Source organism: Kitasatospora sp. NPDC101157 (assembly GCF_044768255.1).
Lineage (GTDB): Bacteria > Actinomycetota > Actinomycetes > Streptomycetales > Streptomycetaceae > Kitasatospora.
In genome coordinates, this window is sequence record NZ_JBIWPL010000003.1 from 314,546 (window position 1) to 334,968 (window position 20,423).

Annotated in this window: 37 protein-coding genes; 15 read left to right on the forward strand and 22 right to left on the reverse strand. The window is 69.8% G+C overall.

The window, feature by feature from the left end; all coding sequences use genetic code 11:
• Positions 1 to 29: 29 nt before the first annotated feature.
• From ACIRVF_RS08045 to ACIRVF_RS08115, 15 genes are all read right to left on the reverse strand, one after another.
• Complete coding sequence (locus ACIRVF_RS08045) at positions 30 to 362, reverse strand: hypothetical protein (protein WP_402815315.1); 333 nt, start codon at positions 360 to 362, stop codon at positions 30 to 32.
• A gap of 52 nt (positions 363 to 414) precedes the next feature.
• Positions 415 to 567, reverse strand: a complete 153-nt coding sequence (locus ACIRVF_RS08050) for a hypothetical protein (protein WP_402815317.1) — start codon at positions 565 to 567, stop codon at positions 415 to 417.
• Positions 557 to 1,732, reverse strand: coding sequence for a radical SAM protein (locus tag ACIRVF_RS08055; RefSeq protein ID WP_402815319.1), 1,176 nt, complete (start codon positions 1,730 to 1,732; stop codon positions 557 to 559). The genes ACIRVF_RS08050 and ACIRVF_RS08055 overlap by 11 nt, the downstream gene beginning before the upstream one ends.
• 212 nt (positions 1,733 to 1,944) lie before the next feature.
• Positions 1,945 to 3,198, reverse strand: coding sequence for a transcriptional regulator (locus ACIRVF_RS08060; protein ID WP_402815321.1), 1,254 nt, complete (start codon positions 3,196 to 3,198; stop codon positions 1,945 to 1,947).
• Positions 3,199 to 3,309: 111 nt separating this feature from the next.
• Complete coding sequence (locus tag ACIRVF_RS08065; protein WP_402815322.1) at positions 3,310 to 3,708, reverse strand: hypothetical protein; 399 nt, start codon at positions 3,706 to 3,708, stop codon at positions 3,310 to 3,312.
• Positions 3,709 to 3,728: 20 nt separating this feature from the next.
• Positions 3,729 to 3,986: a hypothetical protein gene (locus tag ACIRVF_RS08070; RefSeq protein WP_402815324.1), complete on the reverse strand. Its 258-nt coding sequence runs from the start codon at positions 3,984 to 3,986 to the stop codon at positions 3,729 to 3,731.
• On the reverse strand, positions 3,983 to 4,414 hold the full coding sequence (locus ACIRVF_RS08075; RefSeq protein WP_402815326.1) for a hypothetical protein: 432 nt from the start codon (positions 4,412 to 4,414) through the stop codon (positions 3,983 to 3,985). Before ACIRVF_RS08075 ends, ACIRVF_RS08070 begins: the two co-directional genes overlap by 4 nt.
• Entirely contained in the window at positions 4,407 to 4,649 is a 243-nt protein-coding gene (locus tag ACIRVF_RS08080; RefSeq protein WP_402815328.1) for a hypothetical protein, read from the reverse strand. Before ACIRVF_RS08080 ends, ACIRVF_RS08075 begins: the two co-directional genes overlap by 8 nt.
• Positions 4,646 to 5,014, reverse strand: a complete 369-nt coding sequence (locus ACIRVF_RS08085) for a hypothetical protein (RefSeq protein WP_402815330.1) — start codon at positions 5,012 to 5,014, stop codon at positions 4,646 to 4,648. Before ACIRVF_RS08085 ends, ACIRVF_RS08080 begins: the two co-directional genes overlap by 4 nt.
• Positions 5,011 to 5,400 carry a DUF6205 family protein gene (locus ACIRVF_RS08090; protein ID WP_402815332.1) on the reverse strand — a complete coding sequence of 130 codons (390 nt, stop codon included), beginning with the start codon at positions 5,398 to 5,400 and terminating at the stop codon, positions 5,011 to 5,013. The genes ACIRVF_RS08085 and ACIRVF_RS08090 overlap by 4 nt, the downstream gene beginning before the upstream one ends.
• Positions 5,401 to 5,568, reverse strand: coding sequence for a hypothetical protein (locus tag ACIRVF_RS08095; protein WP_402815334.1), 168 nt, complete (start codon positions 5,566 to 5,568; stop codon positions 5,401 to 5,403).
• Positions 5,565 to 5,753, reverse strand: a complete 189-nt coding sequence (locus tag ACIRVF_RS08100; RefSeq protein WP_402815336.1) for a hypothetical protein — start codon at positions 5,751 to 5,753, stop codon at positions 5,565 to 5,567. Before ACIRVF_RS08100 ends, ACIRVF_RS08095 begins: the two co-directional genes overlap by 4 nt.
• Complete coding sequence (locus ACIRVF_RS08105; protein ID WP_402815338.1) at positions 5,750 to 6,217, reverse strand: hypothetical protein; 468 nt, start codon at positions 6,215 to 6,217, stop codon at positions 5,750 to 5,752. The genes ACIRVF_RS08100 and ACIRVF_RS08105 overlap by 4 nt, the downstream gene beginning before the upstream one ends.
• A gap of 74 nt (positions 6,218 to 6,291) precedes the next feature.
• Positions 6,292 to 6,498, reverse strand: coding sequence for a hypothetical protein (locus tag ACIRVF_RS08110; protein WP_402815340.1), 207 nt, complete (start codon positions 6,496 to 6,498; stop codon positions 6,292 to 6,294).
• Between the two features lie 40 nt (positions 6,499 to 6,538).
• Positions 6,539 to 7,135: a hypothetical protein gene (locus ACIRVF_RS08115; RefSeq protein WP_402815342.1), complete on the reverse strand. Its 597-nt coding sequence runs from the start codon at positions 7,133 to 7,135 to the stop codon at positions 6,539 to 6,541.
• A 96-nt stretch (positions 7,136 to 7,231) separates the two neighbouring features.
• Here ACIRVF_RS08115 and ACIRVF_RS08120 point away from each other — a divergent pair, with 96 nt between their 5' ends.
• The gene (locus ACIRVF_RS08120; RefSeq protein WP_402815344.1) at positions 7,232 to 7,420 is read left to right on the forward strand and encodes a hypothetical protein; all 189 of its coding nucleotides are present in this window, start codon (positions 7,232 to 7,234) and stop codon (positions 7,418 to 7,420) included.
• Positions 7,421 to 7,571: 151 nt separating this feature from the next.
• Here ACIRVF_RS08120 and ACIRVF_RS08125 read toward each other — a convergent pair whose 3' ends face one another.
• The 6 genes from ACIRVF_RS08125 to ACIRVF_RS08150 all read right to left on the reverse strand — a co-directional run bounded on the left by ACIRVF_RS08125 (position 7,572) and on the right by ACIRVF_RS08150 (position 11,800).
• Positions 7,572 to 8,366, reverse strand: a complete 795-nt coding sequence (locus tag ACIRVF_RS08125) for a hypothetical protein (RefSeq protein ID WP_402815346.1) — start codon at positions 8,364 to 8,366, stop codon at positions 7,572 to 7,574.
• A gap of 88 nt (positions 8,367 to 8,454) precedes the next feature.
• A complete protein-coding gene (locus ACIRVF_RS08130; protein WP_402815348.1) occupies positions 8,455 to 9,846 on the reverse strand; it encodes a replicative DNA helicase in 1,392 nt (463 codons plus the stop codon).
• On the reverse strand, positions 9,843 to 10,955 hold the full coding sequence (locus ACIRVF_RS08135) for a MarR family transcriptional regulator (protein WP_402815350.1): 1,113 nt from the start codon (positions 10,953 to 10,955) through the stop codon (positions 9,843 to 9,845). Before ACIRVF_RS08135 ends, ACIRVF_RS08130 begins: the two co-directional genes overlap by 4 nt.
• A gap of 94 nt (positions 10,956 to 11,049) precedes the next feature.
• Complete coding sequence (locus tag ACIRVF_RS08140; RefSeq protein WP_402815352.1) at positions 11,050 to 11,247, reverse strand: hypothetical protein; 198 nt, start codon at positions 11,245 to 11,247, stop codon at positions 11,050 to 11,052.
• Positions 11,244 to 11,453 carry a hypothetical protein gene (locus ACIRVF_RS08145; protein WP_402815354.1) on the reverse strand — a complete coding sequence of 70 codons (210 nt, stop codon included), beginning with the start codon at positions 11,451 to 11,453 and terminating at the stop codon, positions 11,244 to 11,246. The genes ACIRVF_RS08140 and ACIRVF_RS08145 overlap by 4 nt, the downstream gene beginning before the upstream one ends.
• Positions 11,454 to 11,566: 113 nt before the next feature.
• Entirely contained in the window at positions 11,567 to 11,800 is a 234-nt protein-coding gene (locus tag ACIRVF_RS08150; RefSeq protein WP_360328148.1) for a helix-turn-helix transcriptional regulator, read from the reverse strand.
• Positions 11,801 to 11,965: 165 nt separating this feature from the next.
• On the opposite strand from ACIRVF_RS08150, the gene ACIRVF_RS08155 reads away from it, so the two are divergent.
• Entirely contained in the window at positions 11,966 to 12,385 is a 420-nt protein-coding gene (locus ACIRVF_RS08155; RefSeq protein ID WP_402815356.1) for a helix-turn-helix transcriptional regulator, read from the forward strand.
• A gap of 170 nt (positions 12,386 to 12,555) precedes the next feature.
• On the opposite strand, the gene ACIRVF_RS08160 is transcribed toward ACIRVF_RS08155, so the two are convergent.
• A complete protein-coding gene (locus ACIRVF_RS08160; protein WP_402815358.1) occupies positions 12,556 to 12,834 on the reverse strand; it encodes a helix-turn-helix domain-containing protein in 279 nt (92 codons plus the stop codon).
• A gap of 194 nt (positions 12,835 to 13,028) precedes the next feature.
• On the opposite strand from ACIRVF_RS08160, the gene ACIRVF_RS08165 reads away from it, so the two are divergent.
• From ACIRVF_RS08165 to ACIRVF_RS08225, 13 genes are all read left to right on the forward strand, one after another.
• The gene (locus ACIRVF_RS08165) at positions 13,029 to 13,181 is read left to right on the forward strand and encodes a hypothetical protein (protein WP_402815359.1); all 153 of its coding nucleotides are present in this window, start codon (positions 13,029 to 13,031) and stop codon (positions 13,179 to 13,181) included.
• On the forward strand, positions 13,178 to 13,348 hold the full coding sequence (locus ACIRVF_RS08170) for a hypothetical protein (RefSeq protein WP_402815361.1): 171 nt from the start codon (positions 13,178 to 13,180) through the stop codon (positions 13,346 to 13,348). Before ACIRVF_RS08165 ends, ACIRVF_RS08170 begins: the two co-directional genes overlap by 4 nt.
• A complete protein-coding gene (locus ACIRVF_RS08175; RefSeq protein WP_402815363.1) occupies positions 13,348 to 13,506 on the forward strand; it encodes a hypothetical protein in 159 nt (52 codons plus the stop codon). Before ACIRVF_RS08170 ends, ACIRVF_RS08175 begins: the two co-directional genes overlap by 1 nt.
• Positions 13,507 to 13,587: 81 nt before the next feature.
• Positions 13,588 to 14,697, forward strand: a complete 1,110-nt coding sequence (locus tag ACIRVF_RS08180) for a hypothetical protein (protein ID WP_402815365.1) — start codon at positions 13,588 to 13,590, stop codon at positions 14,695 to 14,697.
• Complete coding sequence (locus tag ACIRVF_RS08185) at positions 14,697 to 14,861, forward strand: hypothetical protein (protein WP_402815367.1); 165 nt, start codon at positions 14,697 to 14,699, stop codon at positions 14,859 to 14,861. Before ACIRVF_RS08180 ends, ACIRVF_RS08185 begins: the two co-directional genes overlap by 1 nt.
• A 126-nt stretch (positions 14,862 to 14,987) precedes the next feature.
• Positions 14,988 to 15,668, forward strand: a complete 681-nt coding sequence (locus tag ACIRVF_RS08190) for a hypothetical protein (protein ID WP_402815369.1) — start codon at positions 14,988 to 14,990, stop codon at positions 15,666 to 15,668.
• 20 nt (positions 15,669 to 15,688) lie between these two features.
• The gene (locus tag ACIRVF_RS08195) at positions 15,689 to 16,111 is read left to right on the forward strand and encodes a hypothetical protein (protein WP_402815371.1); all 423 of its coding nucleotides are present in this window, start codon (positions 15,689 to 15,691) and stop codon (positions 16,109 to 16,111) included.
• A 56-nt stretch (positions 16,112 to 16,167) separates the two neighbouring features.
• Positions 16,168 to 16,950 carry a hypothetical protein gene (locus ACIRVF_RS08200; RefSeq protein WP_402815373.1) on the forward strand — a complete coding sequence of 261 codons (783 nt, stop codon included), beginning with the start codon at positions 16,168 to 16,170 and terminating at the stop codon, positions 16,948 to 16,950.
• Positions 16,932 to 17,222 carry a hypothetical protein gene (locus ACIRVF_RS08205; protein ID WP_402815375.1) on the forward strand — a complete coding sequence of 97 codons (291 nt, stop codon included), beginning with the start codon at positions 16,932 to 16,934 and terminating at the stop codon, positions 17,220 to 17,222. The genes ACIRVF_RS08200 and ACIRVF_RS08205 overlap by 19 nt, the downstream gene beginning before the upstream one ends.
• Before the next feature lie 121 nt (positions 17,223 to 17,343).
• Positions 17,344 to 17,607, forward strand: a complete 264-nt coding sequence (locus tag ACIRVF_RS08210; protein WP_402815377.1) for a hypothetical protein — start codon at positions 17,344 to 17,346, stop codon at positions 17,605 to 17,607.
• A gap of 3 nt (positions 17,608 to 17,610) precedes the next feature.
• The gene (locus ACIRVF_RS08215; RefSeq protein WP_402815378.1) at positions 17,611 to 17,844 is read left to right on the forward strand and encodes a hypothetical protein; all 234 of its coding nucleotides are present in this window, start codon (positions 17,611 to 17,613) and stop codon (positions 17,842 to 17,844) included.
• A gap of 72 nt (positions 17,845 to 17,916) precedes the next feature.
• Positions 17,917 to 18,111 carry a hypothetical protein gene (locus ACIRVF_RS08220; protein ID WP_402815380.1) on the forward strand — a complete coding sequence of 65 codons (195 nt, stop codon included), beginning with the start codon at positions 17,917 to 17,919 and terminating at the stop codon, positions 18,109 to 18,111.
• Between the two features lie 574 nt (positions 18,112 to 18,685).
• Positions 18,686 to 20,371, forward strand: coding sequence for a TROVE domain-containing protein (locus tag ACIRVF_RS08225; RefSeq protein ID WP_402815382.1), 1,686 nt, complete (start codon positions 18,686 to 18,688; stop codon positions 20,369 to 20,371).
• Positions 20,372 to 20,423: the final 52 nt, after the last annotated feature.

Below are 20,423 nucleotides of genomic sequence, written 5' to 3' on the forward strand. Positions count from 1 at the left end.
GCGTGGCCCAGTTGAGCGGGCGCAGGCTGTCATGGCAGGAGCCGGCTGGCTCCGAGGTGCCGGAGGATGCTGCTGGTGCGGGAGGACGCCTGGTTGCAGATGTCGACGGCGGCGGCCTGGATGTCGGGCACGTCATCGGAGACGGTGAGGTGCTTGCGGGCCTCGAAGGCGTGGCCGCGTCCGTCCAGGTCGATCACGACGTCCCAGAGATGGCCGTCGTTCACGCCGTCCGGGTAGGCGACCGTTTCCCCTTCCGCCGTCTGGGTAATCCGGCCGACCCGCCAGAGCCGTCGGCGCCCTTCGGTGACGATGGCTCCCAGCAGGTGGTTTTTCGGTCCGGTCACCAGGACGTAGTAGGGCACGGTCGCCTCCTCGGTTGTTGTCCCCCTGTCTATCGGTTCAGTGTCCCGTGGGTCACGTGGACTTGGAGAACCCGTTGTCGGCGTAGTTGGTGAAGTTGGTGGCTCCGGTGCCGGGGTCGGTGGAGATGTAGGTGTCCAGGACGGCGGTGACGTCGCGGGCGGGCTCCTGCTCGTCGGTCTTTTCGGGGGTCGGTTCAGCGGTCACGGAGTGCTCCTTGGGTGAGCGTGTCGATGGTGGTGATCAGGTCGTGGTCGGTGTCCGGGTCGGCGGTGTCGAGCACGGCCAGGACCAGGGCCTGGCGGGCTCCTTGGCAGTGCTGCGTCTCGGTGATGTCGAAGCGCCCGGTCTCGCAGTAGCGGTTCGAGCCGTAGCCGCCGTAGCAGGTGGCCCAGAACGGGCAGTCGTTCTTGCACATCGTGAGGCCGCGTTCGAAGTCGGCGACGTACGGGACGCGGTGGTGGCGGGTGAGGACTCCTTGGATCGTTTCGTGGCGGATGTTTCCGACGACGAAATCGTGGTGCTCCGGGGAGGCGACGCCGGCCAGTTCGGGGGAGACGAGGATGATGTCGCCGTTGAACATGACGGTGGGCAGCACGTCCCGTCCGGGAACGTTGCCCGGCCGCAGGTAGCGCGAGAGGCTGCCCAGTTCGCGGATGTTCGGTGCCTTCTCGGCGGAGCGGCAGTATCCGATGACGTCGCGCCAAAACTGCCGGGCGGCCCCCATGGTCACCATGGGGCGTTCGGTGTTGGCTCCTTCGGTCTCCTCCAGGTTGAAGCCGATCTGGCGGAAGCCGAAGCCGTCCAGGTAGGCGGTGATCTCCCGGCCCCGGTGGGCGGTTTCCGGGGTGATGACCGCGATGACGGAGGTGTCGACCCCTGCCGCGATCAGCCTCTGCGCGCCTGCGGTGATCTGATCGTGGACCGATCGGCCCGCGAGGTTGACGCGAGCGCTGGCGTCCTTGGGGCCGTCGATGCTGACGCCCACCTGGACGTCGTATTCGAGGAACAGCTCGCACCACGTGCTGTCGATCAGCGTGGCGTTGGTCTGGATGCTGTGCCGGAGCTTTCCGGCGGCGCGTAGCTGCTCGAACGGGGCGACGAGTTCGCGGAACCTCGCGGGACCCACCGCCGTGGGCTCGCTGCCGTGCCAGAGGACGACGACCTGGTGTTCGGCGTTCTGTAGGGCGATATCGGCGGCTACGGCGGCGGCAACGCCCGGTTGCATGGGGTGGCGTTCCTTGCGCAACGTCAGGTAGCAGAACGGGCAGTCGAGGTTGCAGAAGGTGTCGGGCTGGACGACCACCATGTGGTACTGGTCGGACACTCGCGTCGGGTCCGGCGGTGACGGGGTCGGCGCGATGAGCGTCAAGATCGTTCCTCCTTCCGTGTGTCCGGAGCAAGGTGCGGCGGCCCATCGGCGACGGGGGGCGCCGACGGACCGCCGCGGGGTGCCGCTCCACATGCCCCAGGGCCGAGGTGTCCCGGCTCATTCCTGCGGAGCGACCCGAACACGAAGTTACGCACCGTCAGCCGACGATCACAGTGCCGCAGCGTCTTCCAAAACGTCTTCCAGGGCGGACGTCAGGCTTCCCACTGGACCAGGACCTCGGCGGCCTCGGGCACTTCTCGGTACCGGCGCAGCGCACCGATGACAGCCTTGGAGCGGTCCTGCGCACGGGACGACGGGACGCCGGCAAGTACCTCGAACATGCGGTGAGCGGTCTTCGCGGCCTCCTCCGGCTCATTCGCGTCGGCCAGCGCCACAGACAGCCAGGAGGCATAGAGAGCGAACTCGCGGGCGTGGCTGGCGTCATAGGTCGCGAGCACCTTCCGCAGCAGGGGAACGGCCCGCAGCGGGCGGCGCAACTGGGTGTAGACGCGGGCCTGCATGACCTCCTGCTCGTCCCGGTTCACCCAGTACAGCCACAGCCGGGGGTCAGCCATGGCAGCCATCTCCTCGTCGGCCGCGTCGATCTGGTCCATGGCAGTATCGATCGCCGTCAGGGCGGCGCGCTGGTCTCCGGCGAGGGTGGAGACCCAGGCGACGCGAGCAGCGGTGAGGGATCGGGCGCGGACCGGTCCCCCCGCGGCCTCGTGCTCCGCGGCACGCACGAGGCCGAGGCCGCGTCGGATATCGCCGCGGTTGGCCTCCCAGTACCCCCACGACCCCAGCAGATGCGCGGCAAGGGGACCATCCCCGGCCTGCGTGGCCGCGGCCACTCCGGTGCGGAACAGTGGCACGGGGTCGGCCTTGCCTGCGGAGTCGGTCGCGACCCATCCGGCGAGCTGCGCGAGTTCGGCCACGCCGGTCAGCAGCTGGCGTCCGACGGCTTCGGTGTGGCTCGTGTCGTTGTGCAGGCGCACGGCCGAACGCAGTTCCCGAATGACGGTCTCCACCAGGTCTCCGCCGGCGAGCACGTCGTCCGCGAGGCGCAGCCCGTGGACGCGGCGAAGCAGGGCCTCGGCGTCGGCTGAGCCGACCGTGTTCCCGGTGCTGGTGCCGAGCGGCGAGAACTCGGTGTCGGCCGGCAACAGGCTGGCGATCACCTCGGCGGAGGAGACCGGGGCCTGCACCCGGAACCGGCGGGCGGCCTTCGTGGCGGCGCGGGCACGGCGCAGCCGCGCCTCGTCCAGCTCCAGCACCTTGGCCAGGTGGGGCAGATACTGGGGGCTCGGTGTGCGTCCTTCGTATTCGGTCTCCCATCGCCATACGTCGGTGCGGGTGGGGGTGTAGCCGCTGGTGTCGGCCAGCTTGCGTGCCACGTCCTCCTCGGACAGTCCAAGGAATCGGCGGCGGGTGGCGATCAGGTCTCCGATGCGTTCCTCGTAGCTCATGCTCGTCCCCCTGTTCTGGGCGCCCCTGCATGTGGGACCGTACCTGCCCGGACAACGTGCCGCAGGCGGTCCGGGAAACGCCCTTCTTCTTCGGTGTTGGGGTCGGCGGCGTCAGGCCCGGGCCGCGTCTGACTCCGGTACCGCGGTGAGCATCCTGTGGCCCTCGAAGCCGTCACGGGCGAACAGCTCGCCCTGCCCGGGTGGCGTCGGGATCGGCCGCGGGTCGGCCGGCCCGTCGTCTTCGTGCCGGTACTCGGTGCACGTGTACTGGCTGGCGATGGAGTAGCGGCCGTTCTCGTCGCGCGGGCCGTCGAGCCACTGGGCGGGGGTGCGGCCGACGAGGGCAAGGACGATGAGGGGGCAGCCGTTTCCTTCGTCGCCGTGGCGGGCGGGCCGGTCGTGGATGCAGGTCTCGCAGTTCGCGGCGAACCAGCCGTAGCCTTCGGTCCCGTTGGCGAAGGGGCGCTGGTCGCGGGACTCGTCGTAGAGCTGGTCGTGGTCGCTGTTCACTGCTGCTCCTTCCCGGTGTCCTACCGCGGGGCGAAGTCCAAGGTGGCGTGCCACATGTCGGCCGGGTCGAGGCAGTACTCGACCTCGGCGACCCGGTAGCGGGTGTCGCGGTTGCCGTTCTGCAGGAGCAGGTAGTCACCCTGCTGGATGCGGGCGCCGCCCGGGCCCCAGCCGGAGGCCTTGAGTTGCTGGCCGCCGTCGATGGTGCGGGTGATGGCGTAGTCGTGGCCCCAGATCCGCTTCCCGGGACCGTAGTCGTGCGTCGTCGCGGCTCTCATGCCTGGCCCCCGATCCGCGCACGGATTGCGGCCACCTCGGCCTCGCTGCAGGCGGATTCGATCTCGACGACGCGGCGCGCCACCTCGAAGGCCTCCTGCAAGGTGTAGCGGTAGGCGTTGGCGCGGCCGATGTCGCTGATGTACTGCCATCCGGAGCCGGCGGTCCAGCCGTCGGCCTCCGTCCAGGCTCGGCAGCCGCTGAAGGCGCCGTCGGTGACAGCCCACTTGTCGTGGTAGAGGTCTTCTCCGCGTTGGATGGTGATCTCGCCGTAGCCGCCGACGGTGTTGGTGAGCGGGAGGCGGAACTGCGAGGCGTACTGGAGGATGGCACTCGGGTGGTGGTTTCGGAGGTACTCGCGTGCGAGGTCGTGGTGCTGCTCGGGGATCAGGCTGAGGATCATCTCGACCGCCGCGTAGGGGTCACTCATCGTCCGGCCTCCGATCACCGGGTTCCGCCAGCATGGCGTTCTTCACGTACTGCACCTCGTTGAGGCGTTCACGGAGCCGTTGACGCCGCGCGGCCTGCCGGCGGCTGCATCCGTGGTCGGGCAGGGTCTCCAAGGTCCGAGTGGGGACCATGGTGTGGCAGTCGGAGCAGCGGATACGTCCGGTGCGCCGCCACTCGGCTTCCTCGGCGGCGATCTGCTCGCGGTCGGTGTTCACTGCTGCTCCTTCGTGGCTGCCTCGTAGCAGCCGTAGCAGTCGTCGCGGTTGCCGTTCTCGCAGGCGTGCTGGTCGAGCGGGGTTCCGGTGTCGGCGTGAAGCCGGTACTCGTCGAGCAGGTCTTCCAGCAGGTCATAGGCGAGCGTGCGGGCTGGGGTGCGGTCACGCTTGGCTTTGAGCCACTGTTCGACTTGATCCCCGCGTGCCGGCCGGGACAGCTTCTCGCGGTATGCGGCTTTGAGGGCGTGTTGGTGGCGGTCAATCAGTTCGTCGGCGCGCTCGCCGGCGAGGGTGCCGCGTACGCCGCGGAGCAGCGCGGTGCGCAGCTGCTCCTTCGCCTCCCGGAGCTCACCCATGGCGGTCACTGCTGCTCCTCGCTGTCGATCCAGGTGGTCTTCGGCACCTGCCGGATCACGGTGCGGTCGCGGACGATGTACCGCCACGGGTCGCCGCCGGGGTCTTGGGGCCGGGCTTCGATGGCGCCAGCGAACTGGTGCTCGGGGAAGCCGTCGATGATGGCCTGCAGTTCGGTGTGGATGTGGTGCCCGCCGTAGGCGCCGTACTCGGTGAGCGGGACGATGGCCTCGCCGATGACGGTGGTGACCTTGCCGGTCGGGGTGTGGTCGACGGTCTCGGCGGTGCCGATGCGGAGGTCGTTGAGCGGGCCCGCCGTGCTGTTCCTGATCTGCGCCCAGGTGAGGGGCGGGGCGATGGTGATGTGTCCGGTGAAGTACGAGTCATAGGCGCCCATTCAGGCCTCCGTGGTCGAGTTGTCGCAGCCGATCTGGTGGTCGCCGCCGGTGCCGTCACACACCGGGCATGCGTCGTTGCGCGACCATGCCTCGTGGCGCAGCGCTTCGAGCTCTTGCGGGTCGCGGCTCTTCATCCGCTCGATCAGGGCTTCGGCGTCAGTGGTCACTGCTGCTCCTTCGGGGGCCAGGTGCCGGCGTCGCGTTCGCGGGTGCGGCGGTCGAGGAGTTCTTCGAGGCGTGCGATGTCACGGTCGAGGCGGCGTCGCTGGGCGCGGGCTTTGCCGAGGCTTTCGCTGATGGATTCGGGCGCTGCGCTGGCTTCGTAGAGGGGCCAGTCCTTGATGATCGTCACGGCTGCTCCTCGGCCGGGCGGATCGCGACGCCTTGGCCGTCACAGGCCGAGCGCCCTTTTCCGGTCCGCGCTTCATACGCGGCCTCGAACGGCTTCTCGTGCTCGCGGATTGCGGCGACGACCAGGCTGGCGATGTCGCTGGTTCCGTGGTCGTACGAGTCGGCGTCCTCGGCCTTGCTCAGCGCCTCGAAGGTGCGGTCCAGTACGGGCGATCCGCCGACGCCGAGCCCGAAGCTGACGTAGACGCCGATCTCGTCGTCGGTCGGCCCGGGGTAGACGTCGATGTTGTAGGTCCGGGTGTCGCGGGTCGGGTTGTCCGGGTCGTTGTACTCGACGGAGCCGGTCATGTGGTCGGGGATGGTGTGCGGCGCCTCGGCGTCGAAGGGATGCATCTCGATGCCGATGCCGGCGGCTTCGAGTTCGGCGGAGGTGGTGATCAGGGCGTGGGCCTGGCGGAGTCTCACTGCTGCTCCTTGTGCTGCTCGTAGGCGGCGATGATGGCGGGCAGGTTGGTCACGGCTCGCTCCGGGTTTGGTGGTCAGCAGCCGACGCGGACGACGTCGATCTTGGCGTGTTCGCCGAAGTCGGCGCAGGTGGTGGCGAGGTGGCGGTGGCAGACCCACAGCCAGTTGCGGGGTGAGGTGTCGCCGTGTTCGCGGGCCCGCCAGTTGGGCCGGCGGGGGCAGTTGGTGCGGGTGCCGCCTCGGCAGGTGGGCGGGCAGGTGAGACCGGGCTTGTCGCTCATGTGGGGTCCGATCTTGTGGGCGGTGCAGGGTGATGGTTGATCAGACGAGCTGATTGGGGGCGATGCCGAAGAAGCGGTGCGGCAGGTTCTCGTCGGAGAAGACCCAGGCGTCGAATGCGACCGGGTCGCGCTGTTCCAGTTCGCCCATGAGCCAGCCGCGGACCATTGGGACCGCGGGGTCGGTGACGGGCATGCCGTCGGTGAGTGCGAGGTCATAGCAGAGCTGTTCGGTGGAGCGGGCGGCGATCTTGCGGCGCATGTCGGCCGCAGCGGTGGCGGCCCTCTGCTGGGCGGTCTCGGCGTCCTTCTCGTGGCCGGTCTCGTCCTGGTGGGCGTCGAGGAGTGTGGTGCTCTCGAAGACCTGACCGCAGGCGAGGCAGAAGTGGGTGCCGTCCTCGGTGGTGGCAACCGCTTTCATCGGGCAGCGGCGGGACCAGTCGGCCAGTCGAATGGTGGCGCGGTCACCGAGGAGGTTGCGGTCGCAGTCGATGGCGATGGTCTTGGCTGTGACCTTCCGGACCGTGCCGGTGCGCCAGACCTCGCCGAGGCCGCCGTATCCGTTGTCGTTGGTCCAGAAGCGGATGCGGTCGCCGGGCTGGAAGTCTTTGAAGGCGGCGAACTCAAAGTCCTCGGACATCGTCGATCATCCAATCTTTACAGATCAGGGGTGGTTGACCACCCATAGCTAAGCACCTTCTGGACAGGTGGTCAACCACCCTGCGATGATCTGGCCATGGCCAACATGCACAAGCACCCAGTCCGCGGACTCCGCGGCATCGAGCAGCAGCTCTGGGACGACTTCGAGCAGTCCGCCAAGGAGGTCGGCGCCGACCGCTCCGCCCTGCTCCGCCAGTTCATGGAATGGCACACCAGCCGCCCCGACGCCGAGCTGCCCAAGCGCCCCAAGCCGCCCACGCCCTGACCCGCACCGCCCCGCAGCCGCCGGCCGACGCCGCGCGGCGTTTCGCGCTGCCCGGCCGGCGGCGCGGATGTGGCCGCACCTCCGGCGGGACGGACGGGAAGAGTTCACCTCCAGCGGCCCCCTGCGGCCCCTGATGCCACCATGAACGGCCTCACGCGGCGTCACCCTCCCCCAGTGGCAACGCCGGCTGTTCGGCGCTTGCAGGGGCCCCCAGGGCAATCCACTGACCCCGGTACGCATCCACCCAGTGAGCACACTCCCCGCGGGCATGAAACCGAGCCGTACCCGCCGCAAGATCTGGCCGCCACAAGTTCGGCCCCGGGAACCGCACCGACTTCTGCCGCGAGCTGATCGCCTCGCCGCAGCCCATGCAGTTCCCCGCCGGAATCGCCAGCAGCCGCTCCGACTTCGCGAGCTGCGCACTCACCACCCGGTCCAGCTCCTCCTCCCGGCACGGCGGCAACTCGCCACACGACCGGCACACCGCGTAGTGCTCCGGCAGCACCGGCCAGTCATGCGACGCCGGCCCGATCATGTGTCGTTCCTCGCCCCCGCCGTCCGGAGTGAGGACCACGACCACGGGCCGGTCTCGCCACGTTTCCCTGGTCGGCTCGGGGCGGCTGCCGGGGTTGGCGGCCCACAGGTCGTGGTGCAGCCGCCAGTAGTGCTCGAACTTCTCCGGCCACAGGTCGTGCGGCTGCTCGCGGATCTCGACGATCCGGTAGGGCGCGCGGTCGCGGATGACCAGGGTGCCGGGCTGGAGGTGGACATTGTGTTCGCGGCGCCGCCGGTCATGCTCGGCTTCTTCGACGCGGCCGGCAACGGTGCTCGGCCCGTTGTTGCCGATACGGGTCTCGGACATGGGCCGCCAGTTCGGCGGGTCGATGTGGCCGCTACGAGTGGGCGTTCGAGAGCGCCAGCGGGCGGTGGGCAGGGAGTTGCTCATGGGCGAAACCTCCTGGTGTGTGATGAATTGTTCCAGTGTTGCGGGCGTGCGGGTAGCCCGCTGACGTGACGAAATGCGTTCAACTCGCCTATCGGGGCGGCGTTTGCGTCGTAAGGTTGCGCAGCGACGCGTACCGGCCCTCGAACTGCAGCCAGGTCTCCACGCCACGCTGCCCGTTCCGATTCTTCGCGATGATCACCATGACCTTGCCCGCGTTCGCCCCGGTGTCATTGCCCTCCTCGTCGAGCTCGCGGTGCAGCAGCAGCACCGTCGAGGCGTCCTGCTCGATCTGCGACGAGTCCTTGAAGTCCGACACCAGGGGCTGCCGGCCGACCGCGCCGCGGTTGAACTGCGCCAGCAGCAGCACCGGGACCTCGAACTCGTCGGCGATCTCCTTCATGCCGATCGAGATGTTCGCGACGTCCTGAGTGCGGTTCTTGCCCGCGTTCGGGCCGTGCGGCTTGACGATCTGCGCGTAGTCGACGACCACCAGGGCGGGCTTGCGGTCCTGGGAGACCATCCACCGGATCCGGGAGCGAATCTTCGGAATGGTGATGGACGGCGAGTCGTCGATGACGAAGTTCGCAGCCTCCTCGGAGGTCATGCGGTCGCTGATCCTCGCGATCTTCCGCCACTCCAAGTCATCGAGCTTGCGGCGCACCAGCTTGCTCAGCTCGATGTTCGCCTCCGACGACGTGATGCGCCCGAGCAGCTCGTTGCCGCCCATCTCGATCGAGAACACCACCACCGGCTGCCTGCGGCGGAACGCCACGTGCGCAGCCTGGTTGATCGCCAGCAAGCTCTTGCCGCCCGACGTGGCGGCGCCGACCACCGTGACCTCCTTCGGCTTGAACTGGATGTGCTCGTTCAGGTCCGGCCACGGCGTGTCCAACGCCGACGGGTCGTCCTCCTGCTCCAACTCGTCAACGAAACCCTCCCACCGCTCCGCCACCGACAGCTTCTCGACCTTGCCGCCGGCACCGTTGCCGAACAGCGCCTGCACCTCCGCCAGGACCGCCGCCGCGACCTCGTCCGGCGACGCCTCCGGCATCCGGGCCCGCACCGTGAGCCGGTGCCCGATCTCGTACATGCGGCGCAGCTGCCACACCTCGTGGACGATGTCGGCGTAGTCGACGCCGTTCGCCGCGGTCGGGACCGCCGAGACGCAGGTGTGCAGGTAGGTCTCGCCGCCAACCAGGAGCAGCTCGCCGCTGGTGCGCAGCGCCGCCGCCACTGTGATCGGGTCCGCCGCCACCCCTCCCGGGTTGTCGTGCAGGCGCAGCACCGTCTCGTAGATCTTCGCGTGGGCCGGGTGGTAGAACGCCTCGCCGTCGCCGAGGACCGGGGCGATCTCGTCAACGGCCCTGCGGGACAGCAGCATCGCCCCGATCACGGCCCGCTCGGCGGCCAGGTCCCGCGGTCTCGGGTCGGCGTCCTGCTCGCCCTCCGGCGGCTCATCGCCGTACGGGTCCGGGTTCATGCGGCGTCCTTCCGGGTCGCAGAGTCGGGGTGGCAGTCCGGGCACGGGCCGGTGTACGTGAAGCCGCGGTCGTCGGTGACCGCGCGGCGGCGGGTCTCCCGGTCGCAGTCCAGGTCTTCGCACCAGGCCGGCAGGTCGGTCAAAGGCGCGGGCACTGCAGGGCGGCGGCCGCTGGCCGGGGCGGTGACGGCGGAGCGCAGCGGCAAGTCGTCGATGCGCAGCGCCAGGACGCGGCTGAAGCTCTTGATTCCGTCCGGGTTCTTCGTCAGCTCCGCGACGAGGACCTGGCCGAGGTCCCAGCCTTGCTCGGCGGCGGCTTCCAGGAGCTTCGGAGCGAGCCGGGCCGCGGTACGGCGCCCGGCCGCCCACGGGGCGGGCAGCTGCTGGAGGAACAACTCGGCGGCCGCGGTCTCCTCGGCGGTGAAGCCCGCCTCCTCCTCCCCCGCCGGCGCAACCGGCTGCGTGAGGGGGTTGGGGGAGGAGGTATCCACCTCCTCCGGGGGGTGTGGGGGGAGAGCCTCCATTCGTTGGCTCCCAACGAATCGGCCCCGACGTGCGGAAACGCGACCCTCACCATTCGTCGGCTCCCAACGACTGGTGCCCCATTCGTTGACTCCCAACGAATGGCTCTGACCAGCTGATTCGTTGGCTCTCAACGAATGGTCCGTCTCCATCTGCTGGCTCCCAACGAATGGGCGCGAGCTGGGAAGTTGTCCGTCGACCGAGCCGACGTACTTCTGGTTGTTCGCGGGGTTGCGGTACACCGAGAACACCCAGTCGAGCTGACCCGAGACCGGGTTGTGGACGCGGTCCTGCTGGATGTGGCCGGCTGTCTTGAGGCGCTTCACGATGCCGCGCATCGCGTACTCGCTGATCTTCCAGCCTCGCTGCCGGCACTCGGCGGCGAGGGCCGCCACGCTCGACGGAGCGCCAGGGTTTCGCAGCAACAGGTGGGCGAGGACTCCGATGTCCTCCGGCTGAAGTCCGGGACCGTCGATGAGGTAGCGCGGGAAGACAACCTCTTCGGGTGCCTCCCAGGCCCTCTGGATCAGGCTTCCGGAGAATTCCGGGCCAGTCGGGACCCCGGATCCGGCAACGGTGGTGTTCACGTGGGATGGTCTCCGCGTGTCGTCGCCACGGCGTGGGTGGCGGTACAGGTGAGGGAGAGGAGGGCCGCCCAACACGGGGCGGCCCGTGGGCGTGTCAGCGGCCGAGAATCCGGTCGACCGTCCGCTGCGTCGACTCAGCCGGCAGCTCACCAGAAACGGTGTGGTAGCCGGTCTGCGGCTCGTAACGGGTCTCGACGTTCACGTAGCCGAGCGTGCGGGCGTCGTCGGCGGTGGCGGCGATCCGGGCCGCGGCGCCGTACGTGCTGTCGGGGAGGGCGGCGAGTTCGGTCACTGGGTCACCGCCGCGAAGTCGGGGGTGACGTCGAACAGGTCGCCGAACAGGTCGAGGAGGAGCTGCCAGGCGGAGGGCCGGTCGAGCTGTGCCTCGGAGTACGCGGCGACAATGCCCTCGGGGATGCGGTGGATGCGCAGCGGGCAGGCGGCATCATCGGGCAGGGCCGGCGTGAGCGCCACGGGGGTGGGCCGGGTCTTGGGCATGGCAGTGGAAGGTGCCATCATGGTGAGGCTCCAGTTCTGCGCCCTCGGCTTTCCGGGCTTGGCGGGCGCGTTGGTGTGGGGGCCCGGTGTTAGCGCACCGGGCCCTTCTTCGTTCAGGCCGCGAGGTTGGCCGGGGAGTCGAACGGGCGCAGCAGCGATTCGACGGTGACGCCGTAGCACGTTGCGAGTCGCATGACGTTCGTGACCGAGGGTTCGACGCGGCCGTTGACGAGGCGCGAGAGGGTGGCACGGGCCAGCCCTGAGCGCTTCGCGATGCGGTAGTCGGTGGTGTCTCCTGCGCGGGCGGCCACCTTGCGGAGGCTGTCGGCGTTCAGTCGGTGAGCCATGGGAGGGCCTTCCGGAGAAGTGTGGTCTCTGGTGCTTCCAGCCTAAGCACTAAGTGCCATTCACGCAACTAAAGCCGTGAACGGAATCTATGGAGCGGTGCCCGCGCGCCAGAGATTGCATCCATGCGACCATTTGCCCAACCGGAACAACCCACGGAGGCCGCCATGACCTCAGCCCCCCGCTTCGCCGCATGGCTCAAGCAAGCCATGCGCACCGCCGGCCTCGACGTCGACAGCCAGCGAGGAGGCGGCCGCGCCAGCCTCGCCGACGCATGCGACGTCTCACGCAGCACGGTCGGCCGCTGGCTCGACGGCGCGAGCATCCCAAGCCCGGAGCACTTCAAAGCCATCGCGCGCACCGTCGGGGTATCCGTCGCGGACCTCCTGATCGGCACGGGGATCATGGATCAGAGCGACATCGGCGCGCCCACCACCACGTCACCAGCCGCCGATCTCACGGCCGAGCTCGGCCAGCGCTGGGGCGTACCCGACGACCGGCTGCCGCTGCTGCGCACCTCCATCGAAGCCCTTGCGGCAGGCCTGGCGGCCACCAAGGACCAGTCGGCGCCGAACGACGGCGAGTAGCTACCCGCAGCGATCCTGCCGTGCGGGCGCTCAGAACCCGCGCGGCCGTCCGCTCCACCTCATCCGCCGCCTGGATGCGGCGCGAATGCGCATCGAATGCGCCGCAGGTCAACGGCATGACAACGGCCCCACCCGGGACGCTGGGTGGGGCCGTGATGCGCGAGGATGCGTCAGGCTGAAGACGGGTCGGCGGCCGACTTCTTCGGCCGGGTAGTACCCGATCCGGTGTAGCCGCGAAACACGTCCTGCACGGTGCTCAGCCTGATACCCAGACGGTCGGCGATCGCCCGGTAGGAGTGACCCTCGCCATGTAGACGCTCGATCAGTTCCTTGCGCTCCTGTGCCCATGCTCGGTTGCGCTTCACCTGGTCGGCCATGATCTGGCTCTTGGTGCGGACTCGCTCCTCCAGGTCGGGGATTCTCTCGACCGCTTCAAGGGCGTCGGTCACCTGCCGTACCTCCTCTTCGCCCATTTCGGCCCCTTCTCGTAGCGGCCGCTTGCCTTAACTGTAGGGGACCCCTACAGTGGAGGCAATGCGGCACTCACAGTGCTTGCAGCAACACAAAGGCCCCGGCCGGCGCTTGCGACGCCACATGGCCGGGGCCAGTCCCACCCTCCACCGTCAAGCACGAGGACAGGACCATGCCCGATCGTAGTGTCACCGCCGCCACCAGCGACACCACCCCGCCGCTGCCGTCCCGCGACACCAGCACGTCGACGTACCCCGGCAGCCCGCGCCACCACACCGTGCCGGCCACCACCCGCGCCCCGCAGCCCAATGGGAGCCCCCAGTGACCGGACCCGACGACCCCACCCAGGCCACCGCCGAGGACACCGCCGACCCGCGCGAACCCGAACCGTCCGCGCCCACCAGCTTCCTCGGCGCCCCCCACATCGGCCTCGACTGGTTCGACCCCACCGCGCGCCCCGCGGCGTGGCGCGCCTTCGGCGAGGACGCCTAATGGACGACGACCTCGTGCGGTGCAACGCCTGCCCCGACCGCGTCCCGCACCGCGACATCCGCGAACACGCCGGCCAGCCCTTCTGCCTGGACTGCATCGACAACGTCCGGCAGCGCGACGACAAGGCCCTCACCCGGCGACTCGCCTACGCCGCCTAACACCCTCCCGGACCGGCCGGGCCCGCCCCCCAGCACGGGCCCGGCCACCCCGCCACACCCCAATCCCCGGAGCGCACCACCATGACCACCACCCCGCCCGACGACACCGCCGACCCCATCGGCTGGACCGCGGCCATGAACCTCGTCCGCACCGCCGCCGCCCTCATGGCCGCCTGGTCGTTGTACGTCGTCGCCCGCCACTACGACGTCCCCATGCTCCTCGCCATCGCCGCCGGCCTCGTCTACGACGGCGTCGCCTACGTCTGCCTCAAGCTCGCCACCGACGCAGTCCGCGACGACCGCTCCGCCGCCGCGCCCGTCCTCGCCACCCTCGGCATGGTCGCCACCAGCATCTACCTCAACGTCGTCCACGCCCGCTTCACCGGTGGCGGCCGACCCGCCGAAGTCCTGTACGCCTCCCCCGCCGTCGCCTTCCTCATCGTCTCCGCCCTCTCCTGGGCCGCCGAACGAGCCGCCTGCCGAACCGCCCGAGGCGAAACCCCGATGCGCATGCCGGCCTACGGCTTCCTCGGCTGGACCCTCGCCGGCGGCAAGGCCTACCGGGCGCTCAAGAACCAGGCCGTCAGCCACGTGACCAGCGGCGCATCCGTGCCGCATCCGCCCGCATCCGCCGTCGAGCGCAAGGACCACCGCGCCCTGCTCCGCGAGAAGTTCAGCAAGATGGACCCCGCCGACGCCGTCGAGATCGCCGCCGCCTCCCACCCCGACATGAGCCACGCCGAGATCGCCGAGATGCTCGCCGTCTACGGCATCACCGTCTCCACCCTCGACGTCGCGCTGATCCTCGGCGAAGCCGCCGTCCCCACCATCACCCTCAACCGCGTCCCCCAGCCCCCGGTAGCGCCCGCTCCCGCCATCGGCGCCCAGATGCGCCCGAATACGGCACCGAATGCGCCGCAGGTCAAGGGCATGACCAAGGCCGACGCCATCACCACCATGGCCACGCACCTCGGCGGCCTCGACACCCCCGCCAAGGCCATCGCAACCGCCCTCGCACAGCAGGGCCGCCCCGCCGACACCGCCTACATCCGGCACCGGCTTTCCCTGGAGAAGAAGAAGGCGGCCAAGGCAGCTGCGGAGGCCAAGAAGAAGGCCGCCGAAGCCACCGCCCAGACCGAGCAGCAGCGCGCCGAGTACGAGCGGCGCCACGGAAACGGCGGGTACGCGTGATGTTCGGCCGCACCCCCAAACCCGCCACCTCCCGCCAGCAGCGCCGAGCCGCCGACGTCCGCGACGCCGACCGCAAGGGGAACGCCGCCATGGACGCCAAGTCCCGCCGGCGGACCGCCCTCGAAGCCGACCCGCCCCCGCGCTCCTGGTGGCGCTCCTCCTAACCCGCCCTGCCCGAACTGGAGAAAACACATGATCTGGGAACTGATCTGGCGGGGCCTGCTCCTGGTGGACGCGGGACTGACCTGGTACTTCATCCGCCAGCTGGCCCGCCGTGGGGGGTGGAACCGGTGACTGTCCCCCCGCCCCCGACCGCCCCGCCCACCATCGGCGCGCCCGACGCCCAGCCCGAACCCGAGTGGTGGCGCAAGAACGGCCCCTGGAACCCCAGCACCAGCAAGCCGGGGCCGGTCGACCTGGGCAAGCCCCGCCAGCCCGCCGACGACGCCGAGGAGCAGGCCGAGCAGCACAGCGAGCCCTGGGTCCGCCGAGTCCGCCACAACCTGCACGGCCTCATCAGCCAGACCCCGCAGGAGCAGGCCGCGAACGCCCGGCGCCGCCGCGAGGACACGTACCAGGAACAGGGCGAGACCCCGGAGGAACGCGAGGCCCGGCACCAGCGCGAACGCCGCTCCGCCGAACGCCACGCCTCCATCCTGTGGCGCCAGCCCCAGACCGAACGCGCCCGCCGCTTCCGGCGCTGGTGCATCCTCACCGCCGCCTCCGCGGCCGCCGGCTACCTCCTGCACCTGCCCCAAGCCCTCACCCACCTGCCGCTCCCGGTCGGCGTCGGCGCCGTCTTCCTCAGCTGGTTGCTCGACCACAAGATGCGCGGCGGCGGCCACGTCCGAGTCACCCAGGTCCGCGGCCCCGCCGTGCTCTACCTGTGCCTCGTCCGCGTCCCTCTGGCGTCCGCCCTCTTCGCCGTGCTCGGCCTCACCCCCCTCTTCGCCCTCACCACCCACCACTGACAGCAAAGGAGTCGAGCACCATGACCGAGCTCTTCGGAGCCTTCGGATCCGGCGGAATCTGCCTGGCCATCGCGGTGTGGGTGATCATCGGCCACCGAGGCAAGGGCAAGCTCGCCGAGAAGCACGAGGACCACCACACCGCCTGGTGGATGATCCTCTTCGGAGTCTTCGCCGCTGGCGCCGGCCAGGCCTTCAGCGCACCGAGCACGGTCGGCGGCGCACTCACCCACGCCTTCACCTCACAGAGCCAGGCGTTCGGCAACGTCGGCGTCGGTGCTGTCGCCGCGATCCTGACCATCATCCTGTTCGGCACCAAGCCCCGGCCGATCCTGGACAGCATCCTCGGCCCCACCCTGCCCAGCGTGTACGCCGCGGCTGGCGGGCTGTGGGCTCTTCCCCTTGCTGTGATCGGCTCCGTACTCAAGTCCCTGCTGGGTGCCTGATGAAGCACTACCTCGAAGGCGTCTCACTGACTGCCATCGGCCGGGGAAACCGGCGCATGCTGGCCCCGCTCAAGGCCCGCCACAAGGAGGCCAAGGCGAGCCACGCCGAGGCCCTGACGACATGGAAGGAACGCCGCGCCAAAGCCGGGGAGATCAAGGACCCCGAGCAGCGGGCCAAGGCCCTGGACGAGCTCAAGGGGGAGCGGCCCACCCATCCACTCCTGGTCGCCGCCGGAACCGCAGTGGTCGCGGCCGTCATCGTGTGGCCGATGCTCCACGGCCACCACGCGGCCATCCTCACCGGAGGACTGACCCTCTGGGTCCTCGCCGCCCTCGTCCTCGGCAACACCATCCCGCGCACCGAGTCGGCCAAGGGGACCGTCCCGGAGCAGGACGGTCACCCGGCAGCGCCCCAAGCGACCAAGGAGCCCGACGAGGCCGACGAGCAGACCGAGTTCCTCGCCCTCCTCCACGAGCTGATGCCCGGCACCGAACCCGGCAAGAACGACCGCATCCACCTCGTCCAGATCGCCGCCGCATGGACCGGCGAAGAGGGTGCTGACACCGCCCCCATCCGGGCCCTCCTCGCCACCCTCAACATCCCCATCACCGACTGCCGAGTACCCGGCCGCGGCCCCTCCAAGGGCATCTACCTCCGCGACGTACCCCCACTCCCCGACCCCGACCGCAAGCCCCTCGCGGGCGTTGTTGCCGGTCCTGACCAGCAACAACAACAGCAACAACGCTCGGAGGCCGCCGCCCAGACAGGGTTCTGGCCCAAGGCAGACCCGACCGATCCCGACCGCTCCACGATCATCGAATGGGAGAACGCGTCATGACCGTCATCGCCCGCTACCTGACCGTCGCCGGCTCCGGCATCTCGGACCGCGAGCTGACCGTCGACATCGTCGACGAGGCCCTCAAGCGGGGCCGCCTCAGCCTCATCTGCCGCGGCTGCACGTGGGACCACTGGCACGGAACCGGTAGCTACTACTCCGACACCGACGAGCAGACGGCCCAGCGAATCGCCGAGACGCTCCCGGCCGCCCGCAAGTCCGCGCAGGAGCACGCCGAGGTGTGCCGCGCGCTGCCCGTCGACGACAGCCGATGAGCCGCTCCATCCGTACCGCCGACCACCATGCAGAGAGGACCGCAGCGATGACCATCGCCGAGCAGCTCGCAGCAGCCGAAGCCCGCCTGTCCACCCACCAGCCGGCCTGACCCCTGCCCTGATGAGCCAACTGATCGAGAGGACCACCATGCAGTACACCCTCACCCCCGGCTACTACGACGTCGACAGCTACGGCTGGGAACTCGTCTCCGACGACCGCGAGATCAGCGAGGTCCACCCCACCTTCCACGCCCCCCAGGCCGACGACATCCGGGCCGCCCAGGCCTGGGCCGCCCAACTGCTCGGCCGGACCGTCACCTGGACCCGCGTCGAGGACCCCGGCCACGACGGCGCCTACGGCCACCACTACACGACGGAGGCCTGACCGATGCCGACCCACACCCTCACCTCAGGCAGCGTCGGCCCGGAACGGCGCTGGGGCTGGCTCCTCTCCACCGACGGCAGCCAGATCGGCTACCACGACGGGCCCTTCGACCCCGACCCGGACACCGACGCCCTCACCGCCCGGCTCTGGGCGGACGACCTAACCGGGGCCACCCGGTCCTGGACCCCCGGAACCTGGTCCGCCCACGGGCCGCGCAGCTACACCACCGAAGCCTGACCCCGCCCCGGGGCGGTCGCACCTCGGCCAGCCCACACCGTTCCGCCATCGAATGAACCAAGGAGAAGACAGATGACCAGCACCCAGCGCTACGAGGCCCAGGTCGACATCCGTACGACGTCCGGCGAGCAGGTCACCGTGCAGGCCGACGGCGTGGGCCCCGCCGGCGTCAGCGGCGACCAGCTCCTGTCCGGCGTCGAGGCCGCCGCCCAGGCCCAGTACCCCGGCGCCACCATCGAGGGCTCCCGGGTCCGCACGGCCCACTGACCACGCCCCGGGGCGGCCGCCACGCCTGCCAGCAAGCCGACCGCCCCGGGCCCTCCACCACCCATCACAGAGCAGGGAGACGCCCATCATGGCCTACGCCAACGGCAACGGACAGCAGCCCCAACCCACCCCCGCACCCGAACCGCCGACCGAACCCAACCGCTGACCAACCGACACGCCATCAACTGGGATGCGAAATCCCTCGTTCGGAGTACATTGGTCATCGCCTAGGTGCGCAGGCAACAGGTACTTCTGTCTCCAAAACACACCCCTGTTGCCGAACTCGATCTCTGGGCACACAACTTCATGCACCTCCCGGTGCGCAGGACCGCGGCTACTTCTTGGAATGAATCACGCCGCCGTCCGCATTGATCTCGGGAGGCACAGCATCCGGGATGCCCGGTGCGCAGGACACGGCTACTTCTCCTGTCAAGAGGGAGACGCGGGTTCGAATCCCGCCGCCAGCCTCACAGCTGGTGTCGTCTAGCGGCCCAGGACGCCTTGTCGCCGTATCCGCCCTCGATCTCGGGCATCCCGATGCTGAAGCCTCCCCTCCACAGTGAGGGGTTTTCTCTTGTCCCGCTTCAACACCCGCAGCACCCGGCCCGCCTCGACGTCGCCCGTGACCACCACCGGCGCGACCACCCGCACCGCCGAAGGCGCCACCGGCCACCTCCGCGACGACCGCAGCGAACTTTTCCTCCTCGCCGTCGCCAACACCGTCGGCACCGACACCTTCTACGAGAAGGCCGGCGACCGCGACGACCGCTACCGGCAGCTCGTCCGCAAGCTCGCCGTCGAAGACCCCGACTGGACCGCCAGCCTCCTGCGCTGGCTGCGCACCGAAGGCAACCTGCGCACCGCATCCCTCGTCGGCGCCGCCGAGTACGTCCACGCCCGCCTCGCCGCAGCCGGCAGCCGCACCCCCCGCCAGCACGAGACCCACGACCGTGCCGGTCAGTGGGAAGGCGACGCGCTGTCCTACAGCACCTCCACCAACCGGGCCGTCATCGCCTCCGTCCTCCAGCGCGCTGACGAGCCCGGTGAGCTCCTTGCCTACTGGACCAGCCAGTTCGGCCGCAACGTGCCGAAGCCGGTCAAGCGCGGCATCGAGGATGCGATCGGGCAGCTGTACACCGAGCGGGCGCTCCTCAAGTACGACAGCCCGTCGAAGGGTTTCCGGTTCGGTGACGTCCTCGAACTCACCCACCCCAGCCCCAAGGCAGCCTGGCAGGGCGACCTGTTCAAGCACGCCCTCGACCGTCGGCACAACCGCGACAATCCGATCCCCGAGGGTCTCGGCGTCCTGCACGCCCGGGCGTTCCTCGACACCATCCCCGCGGGGGAGCGCCGGGCCTACCTGAAGACCGCCGGGGCGCAGCTGGCGCTGAAGGACGCGGGCATGACGTGGGAGTCCCTCGCGGGCTGGCTGCAGGGACCGCTCGGCGCCACCGAGTGGGAAGCCGTGATCCCGTCGATGGGGTACATGGCGTTGCTGCGGAACCTGCGGAATTTCGACCAGGCTGGCGTCTCCGACGCCGTTGCCGAGCAGGTCGCGGGCCGCCTCGCCGACCCGGCCGAGGTGGCCCGCTCGCGCCAGTTCCCGTTCCGGTTCTGGGCCGCGCACAAGCACGTCACGTCGCTGCGCTGGGGCCACGCCCTGGAGAAGGCGCTGACGGCGTCGCTGTCGAACGTGCCTTCCCTGCCCGGCCGGACGCTGATCCTCGTCGACCGGTCGCCGTCGATGTTCCCCGGTTACCACTACTCGACGGCCAACACCTCGGACATCTCCCTGGCCGAGCAGGCCGCGCTGTTCGGGTCGGCGCTCGCCCTGCGGGCCTCCGACGCGACGCTGGTGGAGTTCGGCGGATCCAGCCGGCAGATCGGGGTGCCGCGAGGCGGAAGCGTGCTGCGGCTCATTCAGGCATTCGGGCAGGACGGCGGCACGGACATCCCGTCGGCGGTCGCCAAGCACTACCGCGGCCACGACCGCGTGCTGATCGTCACCGACGAGCAGACCCGGCCGGGCTACCTGCCGTCGAACATGTCCAGCTACGGCGGGGCGCGAGAGACCGCGATCGACGACCTGATCCCCAAGAACGTGCCCGTGTACATGTGGAACATGGCCGGGTACAAGGCCGGTGCCATGCGGTCCGGGTCGGGAAACCGGCACACCCTGGGCGGCCTCACGGACTCCGCGTTCGCGCTGATCCCGCTCCTGGACGCGGGCCGCAACGCGGACTGGCCCTGGACGAAGTAGCCGGAGCGCCCGCCCCAGGAACTACCCGGGGCGGGCGCTCCCGCGAGAGGAT